We start from the raw sequence: 22,521 nt of genomic DNA, 5'->3' as shown, positions 1-22,521 counted from the left end.
GGCCGGCCCGCCCCCGTGGCGGACCGGCCCCCGGCCGTGGGTGCTGCGCGCTCAGTACTGCGACTGCCCGTCGGCCTGCGGACCCGACCAGGCGGGCACGACCCGGCCGCTCACCGGCGCGGACTGCGCCGGACGGGCCCGGCGGCGGCCGCTCTGCGCGGTCTGCCCGGCACCCGGGGCGAACAGGTCCGGCCCGGCGCCGCCGTCCCGCAGCGGCCACTGCGGCCAGTCGTCCGGCGCGCGCCGCGCAGCGGCGGGACGGGGCGGCAACGGTGCGGCCGGCCCGGTCACCACCGGGCGGTGCTTGCTCGGCGCCACCGCGAAGGCCAGCGCACTGATGAAGACGTACGTGCCGAAGCCGACCGCGAGCGGGAAGACGAACTGCAGCGCGACCGGGCCGGGCGGGGCGTGCTCGGTGTCCGAGAGCCGGACGGAGACCGCCATCATGCCGGTGTAGTGCATGGCGCACACGGCCACGCCCATCACCGGGGAGGCGGCCAGCACCGCCCCGGTGCCCCGGATGTTGAGGGCGGCCCAGAGCGCCGCCGTGGCGGCGAGGACGGCGATGCCGATCGAGGCGCCGACCAGCACCGGGTCGTAACCGATCCGGCCGGGCAGCCGCATCGCGGCCATGCCCAGGTAGTGCATGGCGGCCACGCCGAGCCCGGTGGCGACGCCGCCCACCAGCAGGGCGGTGCGCCGGTGGGTGCTCTGGCCCACGGTGAAGATGCCGATGCCGACGAAGCCGATGGCGACCAGCAGGCTGACCAGGGTCAGCGGGACGTCGTAGTGGATCTCGACGCCGCTCACGGCGAAGCCGAGCATGGCGACGAAGTGCATGCTCCAGATGCCGCCGCCGAGGGAGATCGTGCCGAGCAGCAGCCAGTTGCGCCGCGAGCGGCCTTCGGTGATCAGCGCCCAGCGGGTGCTGCGCAGCGCCACCAGGGCGCCGAGACATGCGACGAGGTACGAGAACGCCGGTGTCACCCAGCCGTAGACAGCGTGGTGGATGTGACCCAAGAGGACTCCCGGGGCGGAGTAGGGGTGCACAGTGCCGGCGTGCTGTGTTCCTGACAAGTTCGAACCATAGCGACCTGCTCCGCTCGTGGGCAACGCCGGGAGATTCAGTGAACTCGCAGGTCAGTAGCGGTACTTCACGTTTGGCCCAAGATCTTGTCACCGGAGGTCGACACGATGTCCCGCCGGTCTTCGCACCGCGACGGGTGCTGCGGCGACGCCGATGGTAAAGGATTTTCCTTAGCGAGAGTAATGACATAGGCTAAGGACCATGCCCGAGATGTCCGAGGACGATCTCGCAGCCGTCAGCCAGCTGCGGTCGTCCACGATGCGCCTTGCCCGCCGGCTGAGACACCAGCGCGTCGAGGAGTCGCTGAGCCCCACCGAAATGGGGGTCCTCGGCACCCTGGCACGCTGCGGCAAGGCCACCCCCGGCGAGCTCGCCCGCCGCGAGCACGTCCAGCCTCCGTCGATGACGCGGATCATCGCGATGCTGGAGGAGAAGGGGCTGGTGCGGCGCGAGCCGCACCCGGACGACCGCCGCCAGGTGGTCGTCAGCAGCACCGAGCAGGCCGAGGCGATCCTCACGGAGAGCCGACGCCGGCGGAACGCCTGGCTGGCCGAACTGGCCGAAGGGCTGAGCGAGGAGGAGTGGGCGCTGATCCGCGCAGCGGCACCGGCCCTCTACAAACTCGCCCACCTCTGACGCGCACCCCGGCCGGCACGACGTCTCACGGCAACCGAACGAAGGAGCACCGCATCACCGCAGGACACATCCGAGAGAACAGCCGCGCGGCGACGAACCTGCCCGTCGCCGCGCCCCGAGGGGAGACCACCTTGACACCGCCGGCCGCAGCCAGCGCCGCCGCCACCCGCACCGACGACCTCGCCGCAGACCCCGCAGCCGACCGCGCTGCCACCGCCGAGAGCCAGGCGCCCGCCCCCGTGGGCCTGCCCGGCACCGGCGACGACGACCCCGACGAACGCCCCGCGGCGGTCACCCCCGCCGCATCCGCCCCCGCCGCCACCCGAGCGGGGGACGGCCCCACCGGGGCCCGCTTCACCCGGCCCGGAGGGATGTTCTCCTCCCTCCGGATCCGCAACTACCGGTACTACTTCGCCGGCCAGGTCGTCTCCAACACCGGCACCTGGATGCAGCGCATCGCCCAGGACTGGCTGGTGCTGAGCCTCACCGGCAGCCCCTTCGCGGTCGGCGTGACCACCGCCATGCAGTTCCTGCCGATGCTGCTGCTGGGCCTGTGGGGCGGCGTGCTCGCCGACCGGCTGCCCAAGCGCCGGCTGCTGCTCGCCACCCAGGGCGCGATGGGCCTGCTCGCCGCCGGGCTGGCCGTGCTCACCGTCACCGGCGCCGTCACGGCCGGGTACGTCTACGTCTTCGCGCTGCTGCTCGGCCTGGTCACCGTCGTCGACAACCCGACCCGGCAGGCCTTCGTCAGCGAGATGGTGCCCGCCAAGGACCTAGCCAACGCGGTCAGCCTGAACGCCGCCAACTTCCAGACCGCCCGGCTGGTCGGACCGGCCGTCGCCGGCCTGCTGATCGCCGCGGTCGGCAGCGGCTGGGCCTTCGCGGTCAACGCGCTCTCCTTCGCCGCCGTCCTCGGCGGCCTGCTCGCCATGCGCGAGAGCGAGCTGCGCCCCTCCACCCCGGTCGCCCGGCAGCGCGGCCAGCTGCGCGAGGGCCTGCGCTACGTCCGCGAGCGGCCCGAGCTGCTCTGGCCGATGGTGCTGGCCGGGTTCATCGGCACCTTCGGCTTCAACTTCCCGACGCTGCTCTCCGGCTTCGCCTACGACACCTTCAAGGTCGGCGCCGGCGAGTACGGGCTGCTGAACACCGCGATGGCCGTCGGCTCGCTGGCGGGCGCCCTGCTCGCCGCCCGCCGCGGCGCCCCCAGGCTGCGCCGGCTGGTCGGCGCGGCGGTCGCCTTCGGCACGCTGGAGGTGCTGGCCGCGCTCGCCCCCGGCTACTGGACCTTCGCCGCGCTGCTCACCCTGATCGGCGTCTTCGGCCTGACCTTCAACACCTCGGTCAACTCGGCGCTCCAGCTGGGCACCGACCCCGCCGTGCGCGGCCGGGTGATGGGCCTGCTGGTGCTGGTCTTCACCGGCGGCACCCCGATCGGCGCCCCGCTCGTCGGCTGGGTCACCGCCGCCTACGGGCCCCGGCTCGGCCTGCTCGCCTGCGGCCTGGTCTCGGCCGCCGCCGCGGCCGTGATCGCCGTGGTGCTGGCCCGAGCCGCCGACCTGAAGGTCCGGGTCGACCTGCACCCGGGCGCCGGCCGCCGGGTGGTCGCGGTGGTGCCGCGCACCCTGCCCAAGAAGGACCTGGCCACCGCCTGCTGAGGCCCGGCCCGGCCGGCCCCCGTCCACCGGGGCCGGCCGGGGCGCCGTCACGGTCGTCACCGTCCTCGAGCCCCCGGTTCCGATCCGGCCGGCGGAAGGGCTCCGACCGGGAAGGCCGACGGGGAAGATGGGGCCATGAGGCTCTTTGTGGCGGTCAACCCGCCGAGCGAGGCGGTCCAGGAACTGGTCGACGCCGCGGCCGCGCTCCGCGAACGGCCCGGCGCGGACCGGCTGCGGTGGAGCGGGGTCGACGGCTGGCACCTCACCCTGGCCTTCCTGGGCGAGATCCCGGTCACCGAGGTGCCCGCCCTGGAGGCCGTCCTCGCCCGCACGGCCGGCGAGAACGGCGCCCACCGGCTCCGCATCGCCGGCGGCGGCACCTTCGGCGACCGGGTGCTCTGGGCCGGCGTGGACGGCGAGGTCTGGGCACTGCGGCGGCTCGCCGAGGCCGTCCGGGGCGCCGTCGGCGAGGTCGGCGTGGAGACCGACCAGTACGGCTTCCACCCCCACCTCACGCTCGCCCGCGCGGGGTCCGGCCGCGGGCGTCGGCGGGCGGAGCAGCGGGTCGCCGCGGCCGAGCTGCAGCACCTCGCGGCGGGGCTGGACGGGTTCCGCGGGCTGGAGTGGGAGGCGGGGGAGATCCACCTCGTCCTCAGCGAGACCGGCTTCGGCCCCTCCCACTACCGCACCCTCACCACCTGGCCCCTCGCCCACTGGCAGGCGGAGTAGAACGGAGTACCCCCACGCGCCCCTGGGGGTTTCCCCGTTCAGCCCAGGGCGGGGGCGGGGCGGAGTTCGATCTTGCGGGGGTGGGCGTCGCCGAGTTCGAGGAGGGTGAGCTCGTTGCGGCCGGGACGGAGGAGGGGCTGCGGGCAGTAGAGCGTGGTCTGTGGGCCCCGGGCGTCGTAGCGGCCCAGCAGGAATCCGTTGACCCAGAGGTATCCGCGCACGCCCCCCGGCACCGCGAGGAACGCGTCCCCGGTGTCCGTCAGGTCGAGCACCCCGCGGGCGAGGCGTGCCGCGTCCCCCGTCCCGTCCGTCGGTTCCGGCCCGAAGTCCGCCGGCGGCAGCGGGTCGAGCCGCAGCGGTTCGGCCCGCCACCCGTGCAGGTACTGCCGTTCGTGCCGGACGCCGTCGACGCCCTTGGTCTCGCCCACCAGCGGCCCGTAGTTGACCCGGCCGAGCGATTCCGCCAGCAGCTCGACCGCGACGCCGCCCGGCACCGCGAGCTCCGGCGGGGCCACGCCGCGTTCCAGGTCGGCCACCCGGACGCCGTCCACCCGGAGCACGGCCCGGTCCCGCAGCCCTTCGACGGTGAGCGGCAGGTCCGGCCGGCCGGCCGGCACCCGGGCGGTGTAGCGGACGAGCCCGTGTTCCAGTCCGAGTTCCTCGAAGCGCGGCGGCACCGGCGCGTGGACGGCCGGGCCGAACGGCAGTGCGGCCGATTCGGTGAGGGCGACGGGCGGTGCCTCCAGCACCGGCGGCAGTTCGGGCAGTGCCGGTTCCCGGTCGTCGAGGAAGCGCGCCTCGTCGGGGTGGGCCGCGGCGAAGTCGGCCAGCACCCCGCGGAAGAGCGCGTACTTCGCGGTCGGTGCGCCGCGCTCGTCCAGGGGCGCGTCGTAGTCGTAGGAGGTGGTGACCGGTTGGTAGGGCGAGTGGGTCCAGGCGGTGGAGTTGAACGGCGGGTCGGCGTGGTTGGCGCCCGCGCCGGTGCCGAAGTTGGTGCCGCCGTGCGCCATGTAGAGGTTGACCGAGGCGCCGGCGGCGAGGACGCGACGCAGGGTGTCGGCGGCGTCCTGCGCGTCGCGGGTGTGGTGCGGGCGGCCCCAGTGGTCGAACCAGCCGTTCCAGAACTCCATGCAGAACGGCGGGTCCTCGGGCCGGTGCCGGCGCAGTGCCGCGAAGCCGTCCTCCGGGGCGGAGCCGAAGTTCACGGTGGCGAGCACGCCGGGCAGCGTCCCGCCGGTGAGCATGTGGTCCTCCGGTCCGTCGGAGGTGAACAGCGGGACGGTGACGCCGCGCCGCAGCAGGCCGTCCGCGATGTGCCGCAGGTAGCCGGTGTCGCTGCCGAAGGAGCCGTACTCGTTCTCGACCTGCACCATCAGCACGTTCCCGCCCCGGTCGACCTGCCGGGAGACCACGCCGGGCATCAGCTCGTCGAGGAAGGCGTCCACGGCCGCCAGGTACTCCGGGTCGGACGTCCGCGCTCGCCGTCCGACCCGTGCGGTCAGCCAGCCGGGCAGCCCGCCGTTGTCCCACTCGGCGCAGATGTACGGGCCCGGCCGGACGATCGCCCACAGCCCCTGCCGGGCCGCCTCGTCGAGGAAGGCGCCGAGTTCCGCCGTCCGCTCGTACCGGCCCGGCGCCGGTTCGTGCAGGTTCCAGGCGACGTACGTCTCGACGGTGTTCAGGCCCATCGCGCGGACGGCGGCCAGCCGGGCGGGCCACTGCTCGGGGCGGGTGCGGAAGTGGTGCACGGCGCCGGACAGGATGCGCAGCGGGCGCCCGTCCAGCCGGAAGCCCGCGGAGTCGTAGGTCAGCATGCCCCCAGCCTGCCGGGGCGACCCGGCCGCGGCCATGGACAAACCCCGGACGGGTGTTGGACTGTCGTCCCCGACCGCCCGTTCCCGGAGGTGAGCCGTGCAGCGCTGGTGGCACTACCTGACCCCCGGTCCGGCCCAGCTGGCCACCGGGCTCGCGTGCCTGGGCGTCGGCATGCAGCGCGGCCGGTTGCCGGTGGTCGGGCCGCGCACCCTGGACCGCTGGGTGGCCGTGGTGGTCACCGCGGGCCGCGGCTGGTACGCCGTGCCGGACGGCTCCCGCCGCCCGGTGGCCGCCCCCGCGGTGGTCTGGCTCAGGCCGGGCGTGCCGCACCACTACGCGCCGGACGCCGGCGGCTGGTCGGAGTCCTTCGTCGACTTCACCGGCCCGGCCCTGGCCGGTTACGCCGAGCTCGGCCTGCTGCCGGACGAGGCGGTGGTGCCGCTGCTCGCCGCGGACCGCGCCCAGCGGGTGATCGCCCGGATCGCCGGCGCGTGCCGCCGCGGCGGACCGCTGGTGGACACCGAGGCCGCCGCGGCGGTCCACGAGCTGCTGGTCGAGCTGCACCGCCAGCGCGCCGACCTGGACCCGCGCGGCGGGACCGTGCTGGAGGCGCTGCGCCGGGACGCCTTCCTGCCGCTGCCGGTGACCGAGCACGCCCGCCGGGCCGGGCTGACGGTGGCTGGGCTGCGCCGGGCCGTCCGCGCGGTGGGCGAGACCGGCCCGAAGGAGTACCTGCTGGCGGTGCGGCTCAGCGAGGCCAAGCTGCTGCTCGCCGCCGGGGAGCTGCCGGTGGCGGCGGTGGCCCGCCGGGTGGGCTACGAGGACCCGGCGTACTTCACCCGGCTGTTCACCCGCCGGGTCGGCGTCGCCCCCTCGGTCTTCCGGGAGCGCGAGCAGCGGGGGGAGCTCCCGCCACGGGGCAGTGCCGGGGCCGGGGCGGCGACCGACTAACCTCGAAGCGTGGACCCGAAGACTCGCATGCGGATCGTGACCGGCGCGCTGGTGCTGCTGCTCGTGGTGGTGGTCGTCAGCTCGCTCGTGGGCAAGTGACCGGAGCCGGGCCCGCCCGGCACCGGACTGCGAAGGGCCACCGCCCGGAGGCGGTGGCCCTTCGGTGCGTCCGTGGACGTCAGAGCCGGTCGACCACGTAGTCGATGCAGGCGGTGAGCGCCTGGACGTCCGACGGCTCCACGGCCGGGAACATCGCGATCCGCAGCTGGTTGCGGCCCAGCTTGCGGTAGGGCTCGGTGTCGACGATGCCGTTGGCGCGCAGCGCCTTGGCGATCGCCGCGGCGTCGATCGAGTCGTCGAAGTCGATGGTGCCGACGACCTGCGAGCGCTCCTCGGCCCTGGCGACGAACGGCTGCGCGAAGGAGGACTTCTCGGCCCAGGAGTACAGGATCGAGGAGGACTCCGCGGTGCGGGCCACCGCCCACTCCAGGCCGCCGTTGCCGTTCAGCCACTCCAGCTGCTCGGCGAGCAGGAAGAGCGTGCTGATCGCCGGGGTGTTGTACGTCTGGTCCTTCGACGAGTTGTCGATCGCCGTCGGCAGGTCGAAGAACGGCGGGATGTAGCGGCCGGAGCCGGCGATCTCCGCGGCGCGCTCCAGCGCGGCCGGCGAGAAGGTGGCCAGCCAGAGGCCGCCCTCGCTGGCGAAGGACTTCTGCGGGGCGAAGTAGTAGACGTCGGTCTCGGTGATGTCGACCGGCAGGCCGCCGGCGCCCGAGGTGGCGTCGACCAGGACCAGCGAGCCGGCGTCCGCGCCCTCGGGACGGCGGATCGGCATGGCGACACCGGTGGAGGTCTCGTTGTGGGTCAGCGCGTAGACGTCCACGCCCGCCTCGGCGACCGGCAGCGGGTGGGTGCCCGGCTCGGTCTTGATCACCGACGGCTCGGACAGCCACGGGGCCGCCTTCACCGAGGAGGCGAACTTGGACGAGAACTCGCCGAAGTTCAGGTGCTGGGACTTCTCGCGCACCAGACCGAAGGCGGCGATGTCCCAGAAGGCGGTGGAGCCGCCGTTGCCGAGCACCACCTGGTAGCCCTCGGGGAGGGAGAACAGGCTGCTCACGCCCTCGCGCACGCGCTTGACCACGTTCTTGACCGGGGCCTGGCGGTGGGAGGTACCCAGCAGGGAGGTTCCGGTGGCGGCGAGGGCACTCAGGGCCTCGGGGCGCACCTTGGACGGGCCGCAGCCGAAGCGGCCGTCGGCGGGCTTGATGTCAGCGGGGATCTGGATCTGGGCCACGGCGGCAGCCTACTGCCCCGGGTGGTGCCGCGGGGGCGGTCGTCCGCCCGCTGAGATGTGATCCACGTACGGAACGGGCGGGTCCGGGCACGCCCGGACCCGCCCGGAAGAGCGAAGCGTCAGTGCGCGATCGAGTCGTAGCCCTCGATCTCGCGCGGGCTGCGCGGGCCCGGGCCGATGTAGCGCGCGGAGGGGCGCACGAGGCGACCGGTGCGCTTCTGCTCCAGGATGTGCGCCGACCAGCCGGCGGTGCGGGCACAGGTGAACATCGAGGTGAACATGTGCGCCGGGACCTCGGCGAAGTCCAGCATGATCGCGGCCCAGAACTCCACGTTGGTGGCGAGCACGCGGTCGGGACGGCGGTTGTGCAGCTCCTCCAGCGCGGCCTTCTCCAGCGCCTCGGCGATCTCGAAGCGCGGCGCGCCGAGCTCCTTGGCGGTGCGGCGCAGCACGCGGGCGCGCGGGTCCTCGGCGCGGTAGACGCGGTGGCCGAAGCCCATCAGGCGCTCGCCCTTGTCCAGCGCCTTCTTGACGTAGCCGGCCGCGTCGCCGGTGCGCTCGATCTCCTCGATCATGCCGAGCACGCGGGACGGGGCGCCGCCGTGCAGCGGGCCGGACATCGCGCCGACCGCGCCGGAGAGCGCGGCCGCGACGTCGGCGCCGGTGGAGGCGATGACACGGGCGGTGAAGGTGGAGGCGTTCATGCCGTGCTCGGCGGCGGACGTCCAGTAGGCGTCGACGGCCTTGACGTGGCGCGGGTCGGGCTCGCCGCGCCAGCGGATCATGAACCGCTCGACGACCGTCTCGGCCTTGTCGATCTCGCGCTGCGGCACCATCGGCAGGCCCTGGCCGCGGGCGGACTGGGCGACGTACGACAGCGCCATCACGGCGGCCCGGGCGAGGTCGTCGCGGGCCTGGTCGGCGGAGATGTCGAGCAGCGGCTTGAGGCCCCAGACCGGGGCGAGCATGGCGAGGGCGGACTGCACGTCCACCCGGATGTCGCCGGAGTGCACCGGGATCGGGAACGGCTCGGCGGCGGGCAGGCCGGGGTTGAACTTGCCGTCGACCAGCAGGCCCCAGACGTGGCCGAAGGAGACGTGGCCCACCAGGTCGTCGATGTCCACGCCGCGGTAGCGCAGGGCGCCGCCCTCACGGTCGGGTTCGGCGATCTCGCTCTCGAAGGCGACGACACCTTCGAGCCCGGGTACGAAGTCGGACATCAGACGGCTCCTTCAGTGATCCGATCCGGCGCGCCGCGGCGAGTGGTGCGACGGGCCGGGTGACCGTGGGTGGTTGGCACTCGGTGTCAGCCTGGCAGGCACGGCGTGCATTGCGCCATACACCGCGACGGTGATGTTTGCCCCAGGCGACGCCCGACGGTGCGGGCGCCCGGCGTCATCGGCGGACACCCGGGAGAAAACCGGTCCATACCGGACGGTTCCCGGGGCGGCCCCCGCCCAAGCGGTGGCGTGACACCTTAACTCCCCCCGGGGTTTGCCGGGACGTAGCAGCCCGCAACGCTTGTCGTACGGGATGATGTTGCCGTGCCTACCGCGGAACGACCCCCGACTGCCCTGACCACGCCGGCCGAACCCCGGCCGGGCCCGGACCTCGCCGTCATGCGCAAGCACTACCAGCACGAGGGACTGTCCGAGGGCGACCTGGCCGCCGACCCGGTGACCCAGTTCACCACGTGGTTCCACGAGGCGGACGAGGCGGGCGTCGCCGAGCCCAACGCCATGGTGGTCTCCACCGCGGACGCGGCCGGCCGGCCCAGCTCGCGCACCGTGCTGCTCAAGGGGTACGACCTCCGCGGCTTCGTCTTCTACACCAACTACGGCTCGCGCAAGGGCGCCGAACTCGCCGTCAACCCGCGGGCCTCGCTGCTCTTCCCCTGGATCGAACTGGCCCGCCAGGTGATCGTCTGCGGCCGGGTCGAGAAGGTCGGCCGGGACGAGACCGCCGCCTACTTCCGCACCCGCCCGCACGGCTCCCAGCTCGGCGCCTGGGCCAGCGAGCAGTCCAGCCCGGTCGCCGGCCGCGAGGTCCTGGAACAGCGGTACGCCGACCTCGCCGCCCGCTACCCCGAGGGCGAGGGCGTGCCGGTGCCCCCCTTCTGGGGCGGCTACCGCGTCGTCCCGGAGACGGTCGAGTTCTGGCAGGGCCGCGAGAACCGCCTCCACGACCGCCTGATCTTCGTCGCGGAGGGTGACGGCTGGCGCGTCGAGCGACTGTGCCCCTGATCGGGCATCCTGTCGACCGGGGATGCCCCAAACGATTGGGATGCCCGATTCGGAGCAGTCGAAACGCTGATGGCACGTCAAAGTCCCTGCATAATAGGGTCGGGCCACGGGCCCTTCCCGCCAAGGTCGGGCCGCGAGCTCATGCCGTTTTCCCCATTGGCGCTTTGACCTCGCAGAATCGAGACTTCCCATGGTCGCTGCACTCGCCACCCGGCCTGTCGACGACACGTCCGCCGAGGAAGCCGTCATCCGGCCCTCCCTTGCCGCGCTCGCCGCTCTGGGAACGGACGAACTGACCGCACAGCTGCACCGCGCGCTGCCCGGCGCGGATGCCGGCCAGGTGGCCGTGGCCGCGTTCAACTCGTCCATCTGACCGGGCGTGGCAGCGTCCGGCAGCCCGCACGACGCGGCTGCCGCGCCGGTGGTGCCGTTCTCGCAGTTCGTGGTCAAGGTCCACAGTCGCTGCGACCTGGCCTGTGACCACTGCTACGTCTACGAGCACGCGGACACCAGCTGGCGGGGGAAGCCGAAGGCCGTCACGGGGGAGGTCCTCACCCGGACGGCCGACCGGATCGCCGAGCACGCCCGCACCCACACCCTCCCCGCCGTGCACGTCGTGCTGCACGGCGGGGAACCCCTCCTGGCGGGCCCCGCGGTGCTGCGCCGGGCCGCCGAGGAACTGCACCGGGCGCTGCCCGAGGGCTGCGCCCTGGACCTGCGGATCCACACCAACGCGGTGCTGCTGAGCACCGCCTTCCTCGACCTCTTCGCCGAGTACGGGATCAAGGTCGGCGTCTCCCTGGACGGGGACCGGGCCGCCAACGACCGGCACCGCCGCTTCGCCGACGGCCGCTCCAGCCACACCAAGGTCCTCAAGGCCCTGGACCTGCTGCGCCGCCCCGAGTACCGGCACCTCTACGCCGGGCTGCTCTGCACGATCGACGTCGAGAACGACCCGATCGCCGTCTACGAGGCGCTCACCGCCCTGGCGCCGCCGCGGATCGACTTCCTGCTCCCGCACGCCACCTGGGACACCCCGCCCCCGCGCCCCGGACGCCTGGGCCCGCACCCCTACGCCGACTGGCTGCTCACCGTCCACGAGCGGTGGAGCGCCGACGGCCGCCCGGTGCCGGTGCGGACCTTCGACTCGATCCACCGCACCCTGCGCGGCCGCTCCAGCCTCACCGAGTCCCTCGGCCTCGACCCCGCCGACCTCGTGGTGATCGACACCGACGGCAGCTTCGAGCAGGCCGACAGCCTCAAGACCGCCTACGACGGCGCCCCGGCCACCGGCTTCACCGTGTTCGAGCACACCCTCGACCAGGTCGCCGACCACCCCGGCATGCGGATGCGCCAGTCCGGCCTCGCCGGTCTGGCCGAGCAGTGCCGCGGTTGTCCCGTCGTCCGCTCCTGCGGCGGCGGCCTCTATGCACACCGCTGGCGCACCGGCGGCAGCGGTTTCGCCAACCCCTCGGTCTTCTGCGGAGACCTGATGCACCTCATCACCACCGTCCGTGACCGCATCGGCCCGGCGGCCACCGTGCCCGCCCAGGCCGCCCCGGTCGAACCCGACCTGACGGCGGAGCAGTTCGACCAGCTGGCCGCCGGCCACGGCGACCGCGCCACCGTCGAAGCCCTCGCCGCCGCCCAGCTCGGCCTCACCCGGCGCATGACGGCCGCCCTCGCGGACGGCCGCCCGGACGCCTGGCAGCTGCTCACCGAGCTGGACGGCCGCGCCCCGCACGCCCTGGACGCCGTCCTCGCCCACCCCTACGTCCGGGCCTGGGCCGCCCGCTGCCTGCGCGGCGAGCCCGGCGCCGACCTCGGCGGGCTCGCCGAGCTGGCCGCCGCCGCCGCGATCCGCGCCGGAGTGGAGGCGGACCTGCCCGTCCCCGTCCGGGCGGGCGCCGTCCACCTGCCCACGCTCGGCCGGCTGGTCGTCGGCGGGGCCGGCGAGGCCCGGCTGACCACCACCGCCGGGGGCTTCTCGGTGCGCGGCCTGCAGGTCGGCCGGGACACCCCGTCCGGCGCCGCCTGGCAGCCCGTCCGCCGGGTCGCGCTGCCCGGCTGGACGGTCGCCCTGGAGGACACCGACCCGCAGCGCGACAGCCACCAGTGGCCCGCCGCGGACCGGCTCCCCGAGGACGAGCTGCTCGGCTGGACGGGCGCGCTGCGCGAGGCCTGGGAGCTGATCGGCCGCGACCTGCCGGGGTACGCGCCGGGGCTCGCCGCGGGCCTGTCGACCGTCACCCCGCTGCGGCCCGGCCCGCCCGGCCGCGACGTGAGCGCCGCCGCCCGGCAGGCCTTCGGCGCCGTCGGCATCGCCCGGCCCGCGACGGCGCCGATCCTCGCGCTGCTGCTGGTGCACGAGTTCCAGCACGTCAAGCTGGGTGCGGTGCTCGACCGGCACGAGCTGTACGACCCCGCGGACGACCGGCTGTACCACGCCCCGTGGCGGCCCGACCCGCGTCCGCTGGAGGGCCTGCTCCAGGGCACCTACGCGCACCTCGCCGTGACCGAGTTCTGGGCCGGCCGGGTCCGCGCCTACGACGGCCTGCCCGGTGCGGCCGCCGAGCACGCCCGGCTCCAGCTGGCCCGCTGGCGGGCGCACACCGCCGCCGCGGTCGAGGACCTCGCCGGCTCCGGCTCGCTCACCCCGCTCGGCGAGCGCCTGGTGGCCGGCATGCGGGAGGCCGTCACCCCGTGGCTCTCCGTGCCGGTCGGGGCCGCCGCCGAGGCCGCCGTCCGGGACGAGACGGCCGCACCGCCCACCGCAGTCCGCTGACGTCCGCCGCATCCCAGGAGGAACCCCCGCCGTGTCCACCACCGTCGCCGAACCGGGCACGCCGGCACCGCCGACCCTCCCCGTGGCCGGCGGGCCACCGGTGGTCGAACGGGTCGAACGGCCGGCCGGCGGGTCGCAGCGCGACCCGTGGACGGCCGCCGACCTGACCGGCCAGCTCCGCGCGATGGGCCTGGGCCTGGGGGACACCGTCCTGGTGCAGTCCTCGCTGCGGCGGCTCGGCGAGCTCGCCGACGGCGCCGCCACCCTGCTGGACGCCCTGTTGGAGACCGTCGGCCCGGACACCGGCACGGTGGTCGTCTACACCGCCTCCCCGGAGAACAGCGACACCTCCCGGCTGGCCCGCGAGCTGACCGCCGGCATGACGCTGGAGGAGGAGGCGGCGCACAAGCGGGCGATGCCGCCGTACGACCCGGCGACCACCCGGACCTCGCCGGTGCTCGGCTGGTTCCCCGAGCACGTCCGCTCGCACGCCAAGGCCGTCCGCAGCGACCACCCGCAGACCTCGTTCACCGCCGTCGGCGCCCGGGCGGTCGAACTCATGGCCGACCACCGGCTGGAGAGCCACCTCGGGCACCACTCGCCCACCCGCAAGCTGTACGACGACCCGGCGGCCCGCGCACTGCTGATCGGCCTGCCGGTGTGGTGCTGCACCGCCTTCCACCTCGCCGAGTACCAGCTGCCGCACCCGCCCTCGCAGGTCTACGGCTGCGTGGTGCCCGACGGGGACGGCGGACACCACTGGGAGCACTTCAACGCCGTCAGGCTGGTCGACGAGCACTTCATGCCGATGGGGCCGGTGCTGGAGAAGACCGTCGCCGGGCTCGTCCGCGGCACCCTCGGCGACGCGCAGTGCTGGCTGGTGCCCGTGCGCGCCGGTGTCGATGCGGCGCGCAACTACATCGAAACGTGCGCCCGTTGACACGTTCGCGCGCTGTTCCGCCGGGGAAGGTCACCTTCCTAGACTGATCCCGTTCGGGGGTCGAGGTACGGACGGTCTCGGGGGAGGCGCGTGTGAACAGCCCGGGGGGATGGGGGAAGGACGCCTCGCGGCCGTACTTCTTCCTCAGCTACGCGCACACCCCGCGTGCCACCGGCAAGGCCGGCGACCCCAACCACTGGGTGGCCAAGCTCTACGACGACCTCTGCGAGGCCATCACCGAGCTGACCGACGTCCCCGAGGGGGTGCCGGTCGGCTTCATGGACCAGTCCATGCACCAGGGGCAGTTCTGGGCCGAACGCCTCTCCCGCGAGCTCGGCGCCTGCCGGGTCTTCGTGCCGCTCTACTCGCCCCGCTACTTCAAGAGCCACGCCTGCGGCCAGGAGTGGCACATCTTCAGCCAGCGGCCGGTCTACCAGCGCTGGCAGGACGGCGAGGTGACCAGCGGCATCGTCCCGGTGCTCTGGGTCGCCATGGACCACTACACGCTGCCCCGCTGCGCCAGTGAACTCCAGTTCAACCACGGCAGCTTCGGCCCCGACTACGCCGCCGAGGGCCTGTACGCGCTGATGAAGCTCACCGCGTACCGGGCCCAGTACGAACTCGCCGTCCACCGGCTCGCGCAACGCATCGTCGAGGTCGCCGAGCGCACCATCATCCCGGTCACCCGTCCCGCCGCGTTCGAGGACCAGCCGAGCGCCTTCGCCGGCACCGAACCGCCCGCCAACACCCTGCGGATCTCGGTGTACTCCTACCGCCGCGGCGAACAACCGCCGGGCCGCAGCCCCGAGTTCTACGGCGCCCGGCGCACCGACTGGCAGCCCTACCGGCCGGAGTCCCGCCGCCCGCTCGCCGACGACGCCGTGGACGTCGCCCGCAGCATGGGCTTCCAGGCCTCCGTCCACGAGTTCGAGACCGAGGCCACCGCACTGCTCGGCGGCGCCGAGCCGACCTCGCCCGGCATCGTCCTGATCGACCGCTGGGCCCTCTACGACGGCCGCCGGCGCGAGACCGTCCGCCGCCTCGACCAGCGCAATCCGGCCTGGATCACCACCCTCGAACCGTGGAACACCGAGGACGAGGAGAGCACCGCGCAGGACGAGGAGCTCACCCGCCTCAGCGACGACGTGCTGCGCGCCGCCCGCGCCCGGCGGCCCACCCTCCGCGGCGGCGGCTCCGGCGCGCCCGGCAGCCTGGAGGCCTTCCGCGGCGAGATGGAGTGGGCGGTGATCCGCGCCAACCAGGGCTTCGAACGCCGGGACGGGCCCAAGACCCAGCACCTGCCGACCCCGCGCAGACCCAGCCTGCGGGGCGACTTCGACACCGGGCAACGGCCCCGCACCGTGCCGCTCGACTTACCAGGGGACGACGAGGACGGCGGAGGCACCGGAAGGGCCGCGCCGGAGGGAGGACAGCCATGAGCAACAGCCGGACCTGGCCCGCCGCGGCGGTCCGCCGCACCGGGCCCGAACCGTCCGCCGAGACCCGCTCCGACGAGGACCGCCAGGGCCGGATCGTCACCTTCTACTCGTACAAGGGCGGCACCGGCCGCACCATGGCGCTGGCGAACACCGCCTGGATCCTCGCGGCCAACGGGTTCCGGGTGCTGACCGTCGACTGGGACCTGGAGGCGCCCGGCCTCGGCCGGTTCTTCCACCCGTTCCTCAACCAGGCCGCCGTCGACGGCACCACCGGCATGATGGACCTCTTCGCCGACTACTACGACGAGGCCCGCCGACCCGTCGAGCGCGCCGTCGACTGGCACGAGGACTTCGCCCGGATCCACCCGCACGCCATCTCGCTCTCCTGGCGCTTCCCCGGCACCGGCGGCCTCGACTACGTGCCGGCCGGCCAGGTGAACCGGGACTACTCCGCCAACCGGATCGACTGGGACGACTTCTACGAGCGCTACGACGGCCAGCGGTTCCTGCAGTCGCTGCGCCAGGACATGAAGCACCACTACGACTACGTCCTGATCGACAGCCGCACCGGCCTCACCGACACCGCCGACATCTGCACCGTCGAGATGCCCGACGACCTGGTCGTCTGCTTCACCCTCAGCGACCAGAGCATCGACGGCGCCGCCCGGATCGCCCACACCGTCGACGGCCGGTACGCCGACCGCGGGATCCGCATCCTGCCGGTGCCGATGCGCATCGACGAGAACGAGAAGGAGAAGGCCGACGCGGGCCGCGCGCACGCCCGGATCCGCTTCTCCGGCCTGCCCGCCGGCCTCCCCGAGCCCGAACTCGCCCAGTACTGGGCCTCCGTGGAGATCCCGTACCGGCCGTTCTACTCCTACGAGGAGATCCTCGCCCCGTTCGGCGACGCACCCGGCCAGCCCGCCTCGCTGCTCTCCGCCTGCGAACGGCTCACCGCCGTGCTCACCCGCGACCGGGTCACCGCGCTGCCGCCCATGGACGAGCTCGAACGGCTCCGCAACCTCGACTCGTTCATCCGGCGCAGGCCCACCGCCCCCGCCGACCTCTACCTCAGCTTCGTGCCCGAGGACCGCGTCTGGGCCGACTGGATCGCCTCCGTGCTCTCCGACGCCGGCTTCCGGGTGGTCTCCCGCGACCTCGGCGTCGGCGCAGACCCGCGCTCCTCCACCGAGCAGGGCATCGACGCCGCCTACCGCACCGTCGCCGTGCTCTCCTCCGCGTACCTCGTCTCGCCGCAGGCCCAGGCGCTGTGGGAGCGCGCCGTCGGCGGCGACCCGGCCGGCACCCGCCGCCAGGTCATCCCCGTCCGGGTCGGCGACGTCCGGCTCACCGCGCCGTTCAACAACCGCAACCCCGTCGACCTGGTCGGCCGCGACGAGACCCAGGCCGCCGTCACCCTGCTGCGCGCCCTCGGGCACACCGACCCCGCACCGGTCGAGCGCAGCCCCGGCAGCCCGCGCTTCCCCGGCACCCGGCCCACCTACTGGTCGGTGCCGCAGCGCAACCCGTCCTTCACCGGCCGCGCCAAGGTCCTCGACGACCTGCGCGAGCAGCTCGTCGGCGGCCCCACCGCCGTGCTGCCCACCCCGCAGACCCTGTACGGCCTCGGCGGCGTCGGCAAGACCCAGGTCGCCCTGGAGTACGCCCACCGCTTCATGTCCCACTACGACCTGGTCTGGTGGATCGACGCCGAGCAGGCCGAGTCCGTCGTCCTCTCGCTCGCCGAACTCGCCGACAGACTGGGCCTGCGCGTCGGCGAGAGCGTCAACGAGGCCGCCGAGTCCGCCCGCGAGGCGCTGCGCCGCGGCGCCCCCACCTCGCGCTGGCTGCTGATCTTCGACAACGCCGACGAGCCCTCCGAGGTCCGCCGGTACTTCCCCGGCGGCTCCGGCCACATCCTCATCACCTCGCGCAACCAGGGCTGGTCCGGCCAGGCCGGGGTGCTCGGCGTCGACGTCTTCACCCGCGGCGAGAGCATCGACCACCTGCGCCGCAGGGTCCGCGGGCTCACCCGCCAGGACGCCGACCGGGTCGCCGAGGCCGTCGGCGACCTGCCGCTCGCCGTCGAGGTCGCCGCCGCCTGGCTGGAGACCACCCGCACCCCGGTCGACACCTACGTCGCCCAGCTGCAGGCCGAGGCCACCAAGGCGCTCGCCGCCGGCGAGACCCCGGTCGACTACCCGACGCCGGTCGGCGCCACCTGGAACGTCTCCATCACCCGGCTGCGCGAGCAGTCCCCGGCCGCCGTCCGGCTGCTGCAGCTGTGCGCCTTCTTCGCCCCCGAGCCGATCTCGCTCACGCTCTTCTACAACGAGCAGATGACCCGGGCGCTCGCCCCCTACGACGACGAGCTGACCGACAGCTTCATGCTCGGCAAGGTCATCCAGGCGGTCAGCCGCTACGCCCTCGCCAAGACCGACGCGGCCAGCAACAGCTTCCAGGTGCACCGGCTCGTCCAGGCCGTCGTCCGCAGCGGCATGACGGAGGTCGAACGCCAGGACGCCATGCACGACGTGCACCGCATCCTGGTCAGCGCCCGGCCCTCGCTCGGCGACACCGACGACCCCGGCAACTGGCCCGCCTTCGAGAAGATCTGGCCCCACCTCACCCCCTCCCGCGCCCAGGACTGCGACGAGCGGGAGACCCGCGAACTGCTCATCGACCGCGTCCGCTACCTCTGGAAGCGCGTCGACCTCGACCGTGCGATGACCCTCGCCCGCACCCTCGACGCCACCTGGACGGCCCGCTACGCCGCCGAGGCCAACAACGCCGAACGCCGCTTCCTGCGCCGCCAGATGCTCAGCCTCAACTTCCAGCTCGCCAACGTGCTGCGCTCGCAGGGCGCGTACAGCGAGGCGCTGGAACTCGACCGCGCCACCCTCGCCGGCCAGAAGGAACTCCTCGGCGACCACAACGCCTTCACCCTGATGACGGCCGGCTCGCTCGGCGCCGACCTGCGCAACCTCGGCCGGTTCCAGGAGGCGCTGATCCTGGACATCGACACCTACAACCAGTTCCGCGACCTGTTCGGCGACGACAACCCGCGGACCCTGTCGGTGGCCAACAACCTCGCCATCGACCACCGGCTGGTCGGCAACTCCCAGCTCGCCCGCGACCTCGACCAGGAGACCTTCGACCGGCGCGCCGCGGTGCTCGGCCCGCGCCACCCCTACACCCTCTCCAGCAAGTCCAACCTCGCCCGCGACCTGCGCGAGATGGGCGACTACAAGGGCTCCGTCGAACTGCTCCGCGAGGTCACCGAGGTCCTCGACGAGATCCTCCAGCCCGACGCCCCGGAGAACCTCCGCAACGCCAAGTCCCTCGCCGTCTCGCTGCGCCGGGCCGGCGAGGTCCGCGAGGCGCGCCGCCTCACCGAGCAGACCTACGAGCGGTACGTCGACCGGTACGGCCCGGACAACGCGGACGCCCTCGCCTGCCGGCTCAACCTCGCCGCCGACCACAGTGCCGCCGGCGACAAGGAGACCGCCCGCGACATCGCCGCCGCCGCCTACGACGGCTACCGGCGGCTGCACGGCGACCAGCACCCCTTCACCGCCGTCTGCCAGAACAACCTCGCCATCTACCTGCGCGGCAGCGGCGACATCGCCGGAGCCATCCGGCACAACGAGGAGGCCGTCGCCGGCCTCGCCCACTCCCTCGCCCCCGACCACCCCTACACCCTCAACGCCACCATCAACCTCGCCAACGCCTACGCCGACGACCACCAGCTCGGCCGGGCCGAGGAACTCGGCCGCTCCGCCTACGCGGGCCTGCACAACCGCTACGGCCCCGGCCACCCCGACGCCGTGGTCTGCTGGCTCAACCTCGCCATCACCCTGCGCACCTCCGGCCGCCAGGAGGAGGCCGAGGCCCTGCGGCGGCAGTCGATCACCGCCCTGATCGAACTCTTCGGCGACGACCACCCGACGATCGTCTCCGCCCGCGGCTGGCAGCGGATCAACCGCGACCTCGAACCCCAGCCGCTCTGACGGCCCCGGGCCGGCCGCACCGGCGGCCGGCCCGGCCGGGGTGTAGCGTGCGGCGGGTGAACGAGCACGCACCCCGGCCCGCCGTCCTGGTCACCCGCCGGCTCGCGCCGGGGGTGGCGGACCGCCTCGCCACCGCCTGCGACCTGCGGTACCACGACAGCGAACAGCCCCTGCCCCGCGCCGAACTGCTCGCCACCGCGGCCGGCTGCACCGCCCTGCTCACCACCCTCGACGACACCGTCGACACCGAACTCCTCGACGCGGCCGGCCCCGGCCTGCGGCTGGTGGCGAACCACGCGGTCGGCACCCACAACATCGACCACGCCGCCTGCGCCGCCCGCGGCGTCGCCGTCTCCCACACCCCAGGCGTGCTCACCGAGTCCACCGCCGACATGGCCTGGGCCCTGCTGCTCGCCGCCACCCGCCGGCTCGGCGAGGGCGAGCGGCTGCTGCGCTCCGGCCGGCCCTGGGTCTGGGCACCGACCTTCCTGCTCGGCGTGGAGCTCTCCGGCACCCCGCTCGGCATCCTCGGCATGGGCCGGATCGGGCGGGCCGTCGCCCGGCGGGCCGCCGGCTTCGGCATGCCGGTCGGCTACCACAACCGCAACCGGCTCCCCGCCGACCTCGAACGGGGCGCCCGCCACCTGCCGCTCGACGACCTGCTGGCGAGCTCCCCCGTCCTGGTGGTCACCGCCCCGCTGACCGCCGCCACCCGCCACCTGGTCGATGCCGAGCGGATCGCGCGGATGCCCGCCGGAGCCGTCCTGGTCAGCATGACCGCCGGCGTGGTCGACGAGGAGGCGGTGGCCGCGGGCCTCGCCTCCGGGCACCTGTTCGCCGCCGCCGTCGACAACTTCGAGCACGAGCCCGCCGTCCCGGCCGCGCTGCTCGCCCAGGAGCGCGCCGTGCTCGCCCCGCACCTCGGCAGCGCCACCGTCCGCACCCGGCAGGCCATGGGCGACCTGGCCGTCGACAACGTGCTCGCCGTCCTCGCCGGGGCCGAGCCGCCGACCAGGGTCAGCCCGCCGCCGCCCACTGCAGCGCCTCGGTCATGACCTTGAGCGCACCGAAGTGCGCCGCCCCCGGCTCCAGGTAGAGGTCGGCCCCCGGGATCTGGTCCGCCAGCCAGCGGGAGTGGTCGACCGGGGAGAACTGGTCGTCCGCACCGTGCCAGAGCCGGGTCGGCACCCGGATCGACGAGACCTCGAAGCCCCACGGCCCGGTGAACGCCAGCACGTCGTCGATCCAGCCGTCCGCGCCGTGCCGGAACGCCTCCTGGTACGTGGCCAGCAGCATCCGCCGGATGCCCGCGTCGGAGACCAGCGCCCGGTCGGTCGGCGGCAGCTCCGGCACCAGGTCGTTGATCAGCGCGTGCGGGTCGTCCCGGATCAGCCCGGAGCGGAAGCGGAAGGTGTCGGCGAAGTGCTCCTCCCCGCGCTCCACGTCCGTGTACTCCCGCACGTTGGACGCCGTCATCCCGCCGTACCAGTCCAGCCCCTCGGCGTGCCGAGGCGCCAGGCTCACCAGCGCGGCCACCCGTGCCACCCGCTCCGGCAGCAGCGCCGCGCAGGCCAGCGCGTGCGGCCCACCGCCGGACCGGCCGAGCACCGCGAAGCCGTCCAGCCCGAAGGCGTCCGCGATCGCCACCACGTCCTCGGCCGCCGCGGCCACCAGCCGGCCCGGTCGGCGGGTCGACTCGCCGTAACCCGGCCGGTCGAAGGAGATCAGCCGCATCCCGAGCCGTGCCAGCACACTGCTGCGCGGCACGGGCCCCACCCTGCTGCCCGGCGTGCCGTGCAACAGGAACACCGGCTTCCCGTACGGATCACCGGTGGTCTCGACCGCCAGCCTCCGCCCCCCCTCGGCCTCGACCAGTCGTCGTACCACGCAGTTCCTCCAGGTCAGTTGGGCACGTCCAGGCTGCGCACCTCGCGGCGGGCCTGCCAGGTGGTGTGTTCCCGCGAGATGGCGTCCTCGGCGTCCCGGGCCAGCCGGGCCCAGGTCTCCTCGGCGTCCTCGGAGTCCGGCCGGAGCTGGTCCAGCTGGCGCTCCACCAGGACGAGTTCGGACGCGGCCAGCGAATAGGCGGCCGCCTGCGGCCGGTACTGCCGCAGCTGGGCCCAGGCGGCCACCGAGGCGGCCACCGCGGAGACCGTGCCCAGCGCGTCGTAGCTGAACCAGCCGAGCGCCCGCAGCACCGCCAGCACCAGGCCGAGCATCGGCAGGGCGATCCCCAGCCGCCCGGCCCACCGGCCCGCGTTGGCGCACTGCCGGGCCTTGTTCTGGTACCAGGTGCGCTGGGCGTGGACCCGCTCGCGCAGGTAGATGTCCCGGCGCACGGTGAGCGGCTGCCCGCGCAGCTGCTCCATCTTCTCGGTGATCTGCGGGTGTCGGGCCGGCGCCCGCCAGCCCTGCAGCTCCGTCCGGACCCGGGCCATCTGCGGGATCACCCGGTCGGTCTCGAACTCGCCGAGGATGCCGTCCAGCTGGATCGCGTAGAGCCGCTCGGCGTCCGGCAGCTTCTTGGGCGGCGGCCGGTAGGAGTCGGCGCGCACCGCGTACTTCCAGGACAGCGTCTTCACCGACTCGGCGACCGCCCGGCCCTCGTACCAGAGGCCCTGCGGGTTCTGCACGCTGACCAGCGCGGCCATCAGCACGGTGCACAGGTACGCGGCGGCGGCGACCCAGGCCCAGCCGGTGCCGTCGGCCGATCCGGTCGCGGCGGCACCGACCAGCAGCACCAGCTCCCACCGGGCGAGCAGCACGGCCCGCCGCTGGCCCTGCAGCGAGGAGGAGTCGGCGGCCCAGAACAGCTCGGGCAGCAGGTCCTCCTCGCGCACCCAGCCGATCGAACGTGCCGGTCCCGTCGTCATGTCGGCCCCCCACCGTCGCTCGAACCCCAGCAGCCCGAGCAGCCCCCGGCAGCAGCTGTTC

17 protein-coding genes are annotated in these 22,521 nt (G+C 74.1%); 11 read left to right on the top strand and 6 right to left on the bottom strand.

Features of this window, described 5'->3' with window-relative positions; translation table 11 throughout:
- Positions 1 to 51: 51 nt before the first annotated feature.
- The gene (locus AB0442_RS09145) at positions 52 to 1,020 is read right to left on the bottom strand and encodes an MHYT domain-containing protein (protein ID WP_366161742.1); all 969 of its coding nucleotides are present in this window, start codon (positions 1,018 to 1,020) and stop codon (positions 52 to 54) included.
- A 268-nt stretch (positions 1,021 to 1,288) separates the two neighbouring features.
- Between AB0442_RS09145 and AB0442_RS09140 the strand changes: the two genes are divergently transcribed.
- The 3 genes from AB0442_RS09140 to thpR all read left to right on the top strand — a co-directional run bounded on the left by AB0442_RS09140 (position 1,289) and on the right by thpR (position 4,107).
- Positions 1,289 to 1,723, top strand: a complete 435-nt coding sequence (locus tag AB0442_RS09140; RefSeq protein WP_366161741.1) for a MarR family transcriptional regulator — start codon at positions 1,289 to 1,291, stop codon at positions 1,721 to 1,723.
- Between the two features lie 131 nt (positions 1,724 to 1,854).
- The gene (locus AB0442_RS09135) at positions 1,855 to 3,378 is read left to right on the top strand and encodes an MFS transporter (RefSeq protein WP_363540831.1); all 1,524 of its coding nucleotides are present in this window, start codon (positions 1,855 to 1,857) and stop codon (positions 3,376 to 3,378) included.
- A gap of 135 nt (positions 3,379 to 3,513) precedes the next feature.
- Positions 3,514 to 4,107, top strand: coding sequence for an RNA 2',3'-cyclic phosphodiesterase (gene thpR, locus AB0442_RS09130; RefSeq protein ID WP_366161740.1), 594 nt, complete (start codon positions 3,514 to 3,516; stop codon positions 4,105 to 4,107).
- Positions 4,108 to 4,145: 38 nt separating this feature from the next.
- On the opposite strand, the gene AB0442_RS09125 is transcribed toward thpR, so the two are convergent.
- On the bottom strand, positions 4,146 to 5,921 hold the full coding sequence (locus AB0442_RS09125; protein ID WP_366161739.1) for a glycoside hydrolase family 35 protein: 1,776 nt from the start codon (positions 5,919 to 5,921) through the stop codon (positions 4,146 to 4,148).
- Between the two features lie 97 nt (positions 5,922 to 6,018).
- Between AB0442_RS09125 and AB0442_RS09120 the strand changes: the two genes are divergently transcribed.
- Entirely contained in the window at positions 6,019 to 6,873 is an 855-nt protein-coding gene (locus AB0442_RS09120; RefSeq protein WP_366161738.1) for an AraC family transcriptional regulator, read from the top strand.
- Between the two features lie 178 nt (positions 6,874 to 7,051).
- On the opposite strand, the gene serC is transcribed toward AB0442_RS09120, so the two are convergent.
- Both serC and AB0442_RS09110 read right to left on the bottom strand, forming a co-directional pair.
- A complete protein-coding gene (gene serC, locus AB0442_RS09115; protein WP_366161737.1) occupies positions 7,052 to 8,170 on the bottom strand; it encodes a phosphoserine transaminase in 1,119 nt (372 codons plus the stop codon).
- 119 nt (positions 8,171 to 8,289) lie between these two features.
- A complete protein-coding gene (locus tag AB0442_RS09110; protein WP_344622513.1) occupies positions 8,290 to 9,390 on the bottom strand; it encodes a citrate synthase 2 in 1,101 nt (366 codons plus the stop codon).
- 399 nt (positions 9,391 to 9,789) lie between these two features.
- Here AB0442_RS09110 and pdxH point away from each other — a divergent pair, with 399 nt between their 5' ends.
- From pdxH to AB0442_RS09075, 7 genes are all read left to right on the top strand, one after another.
- Positions 9,790 to 10,413, top strand: coding sequence for a pyridoxamine 5'-phosphate oxidase (gene pdxH, locus AB0442_RS09105; RefSeq protein ID WP_363540898.1), 624 nt, complete (start codon positions 9,790 to 9,792; stop codon positions 10,411 to 10,413).
- 190 nt (positions 10,414 to 10,603) lie between these two features.
- Positions 10,604 to 10,786 (top strand): FxSxx-COOH cyclophane-containing RiPP peptide, encoded by a 183-nt coding sequence (fxsA, locus tag AB0442_RS09100; RefSeq protein WP_344622512.1) that lies wholly within the window; start codon positions 10,604 to 10,606, stop codon positions 10,784 to 10,786.
- Between the two features lie 6 nt (positions 10,787 to 10,792).
- Positions 10,793 to 13,198, top strand: coding sequence for an FxsB family cyclophane-forming radical SAM/SPASM peptide maturase (locus AB0442_RS09095; protein ID WP_366161736.1), 2,406 nt, complete (start codon positions 10,793 to 10,795; stop codon positions 13,196 to 13,198).
- 31 nt (positions 13,199 to 13,229) lie between these two features.
- On the top strand, positions 13,230 to 14,138 hold the full coding sequence (locus AB0442_RS09090; RefSeq protein WP_366161735.1) for an AAC(3) family N-acetyltransferase: 909 nt from the start codon (positions 13,230 to 13,232) through the stop codon (positions 14,136 to 14,138).
- 92 nt (positions 14,139 to 14,230) lie between these two features.
- Entirely contained in the window at positions 14,231 to 15,577 is a 1,347-nt protein-coding gene (locus AB0442_RS09085) for a TIR-like protein FxsC (protein ID WP_366161733.1), read from the top strand.
- A gap of 134 nt (positions 15,578 to 15,711) precedes the next feature.
- On the top strand, positions 15,712 to 19,587 hold the full coding sequence (fxsT, locus tag AB0442_RS09080; protein WP_366161791.1) for an FxSxx-COOH system tetratricopeptide repeat protein: 3,876 nt from the start codon (positions 15,712 to 15,714) through the stop codon (positions 19,585 to 19,587).
- Between the two features lie 56 nt (positions 19,588 to 19,643).
- The gene (locus tag AB0442_RS09075; RefSeq protein WP_366161732.1) at positions 19,644 to 20,642 is read left to right on the top strand and encodes a D-glycerate dehydrogenase; all 999 of its coding nucleotides are present in this window, start codon (positions 19,644 to 19,646) and stop codon (positions 20,640 to 20,642) included.
- On the opposite strand, the gene AB0442_RS09070 is transcribed toward AB0442_RS09075, so the two are convergent.
- Together AB0442_RS09070 and AB0442_RS09065 are read right to left on the bottom strand one after the other, a co-directional pair.
- Entirely contained in the window at positions 20,605 to 21,474 is an 870-nt protein-coding gene (locus AB0442_RS09070) for an alpha/beta fold hydrolase (protein ID WP_366161731.1), read from the bottom strand. The two genes, AB0442_RS09075 and AB0442_RS09070, sit on opposite strands and share 38 nt — an antisense overlap.
- 14 nt (positions 21,475 to 21,488) lie before the next feature.
- Complete coding sequence (locus AB0442_RS09065; protein ID WP_363540845.1) at positions 21,489 to 22,460, bottom strand: DUF4231 domain-containing protein; 972 nt, start codon at positions 22,458 to 22,460, stop codon at positions 21,489 to 21,491.
- Positions 22,461 to 22,521: the final 61 nt, after the last annotated feature.

Origin of the sequence: Kitasatospora sp. NPDC085895, assembly GCF_040702125.1 — a bacterium.
Taxonomy (GTDB): Bacteria; Actinomycetota; Actinomycetes; order Streptomycetales; family Streptomycetaceae; genus Kitasatospora; species Kitasatospora arboriphila.
Note: the sequence above shows the minus strand (reverse complement) of the source record. Positions and strands in the feature narration are given on the sequence as shown.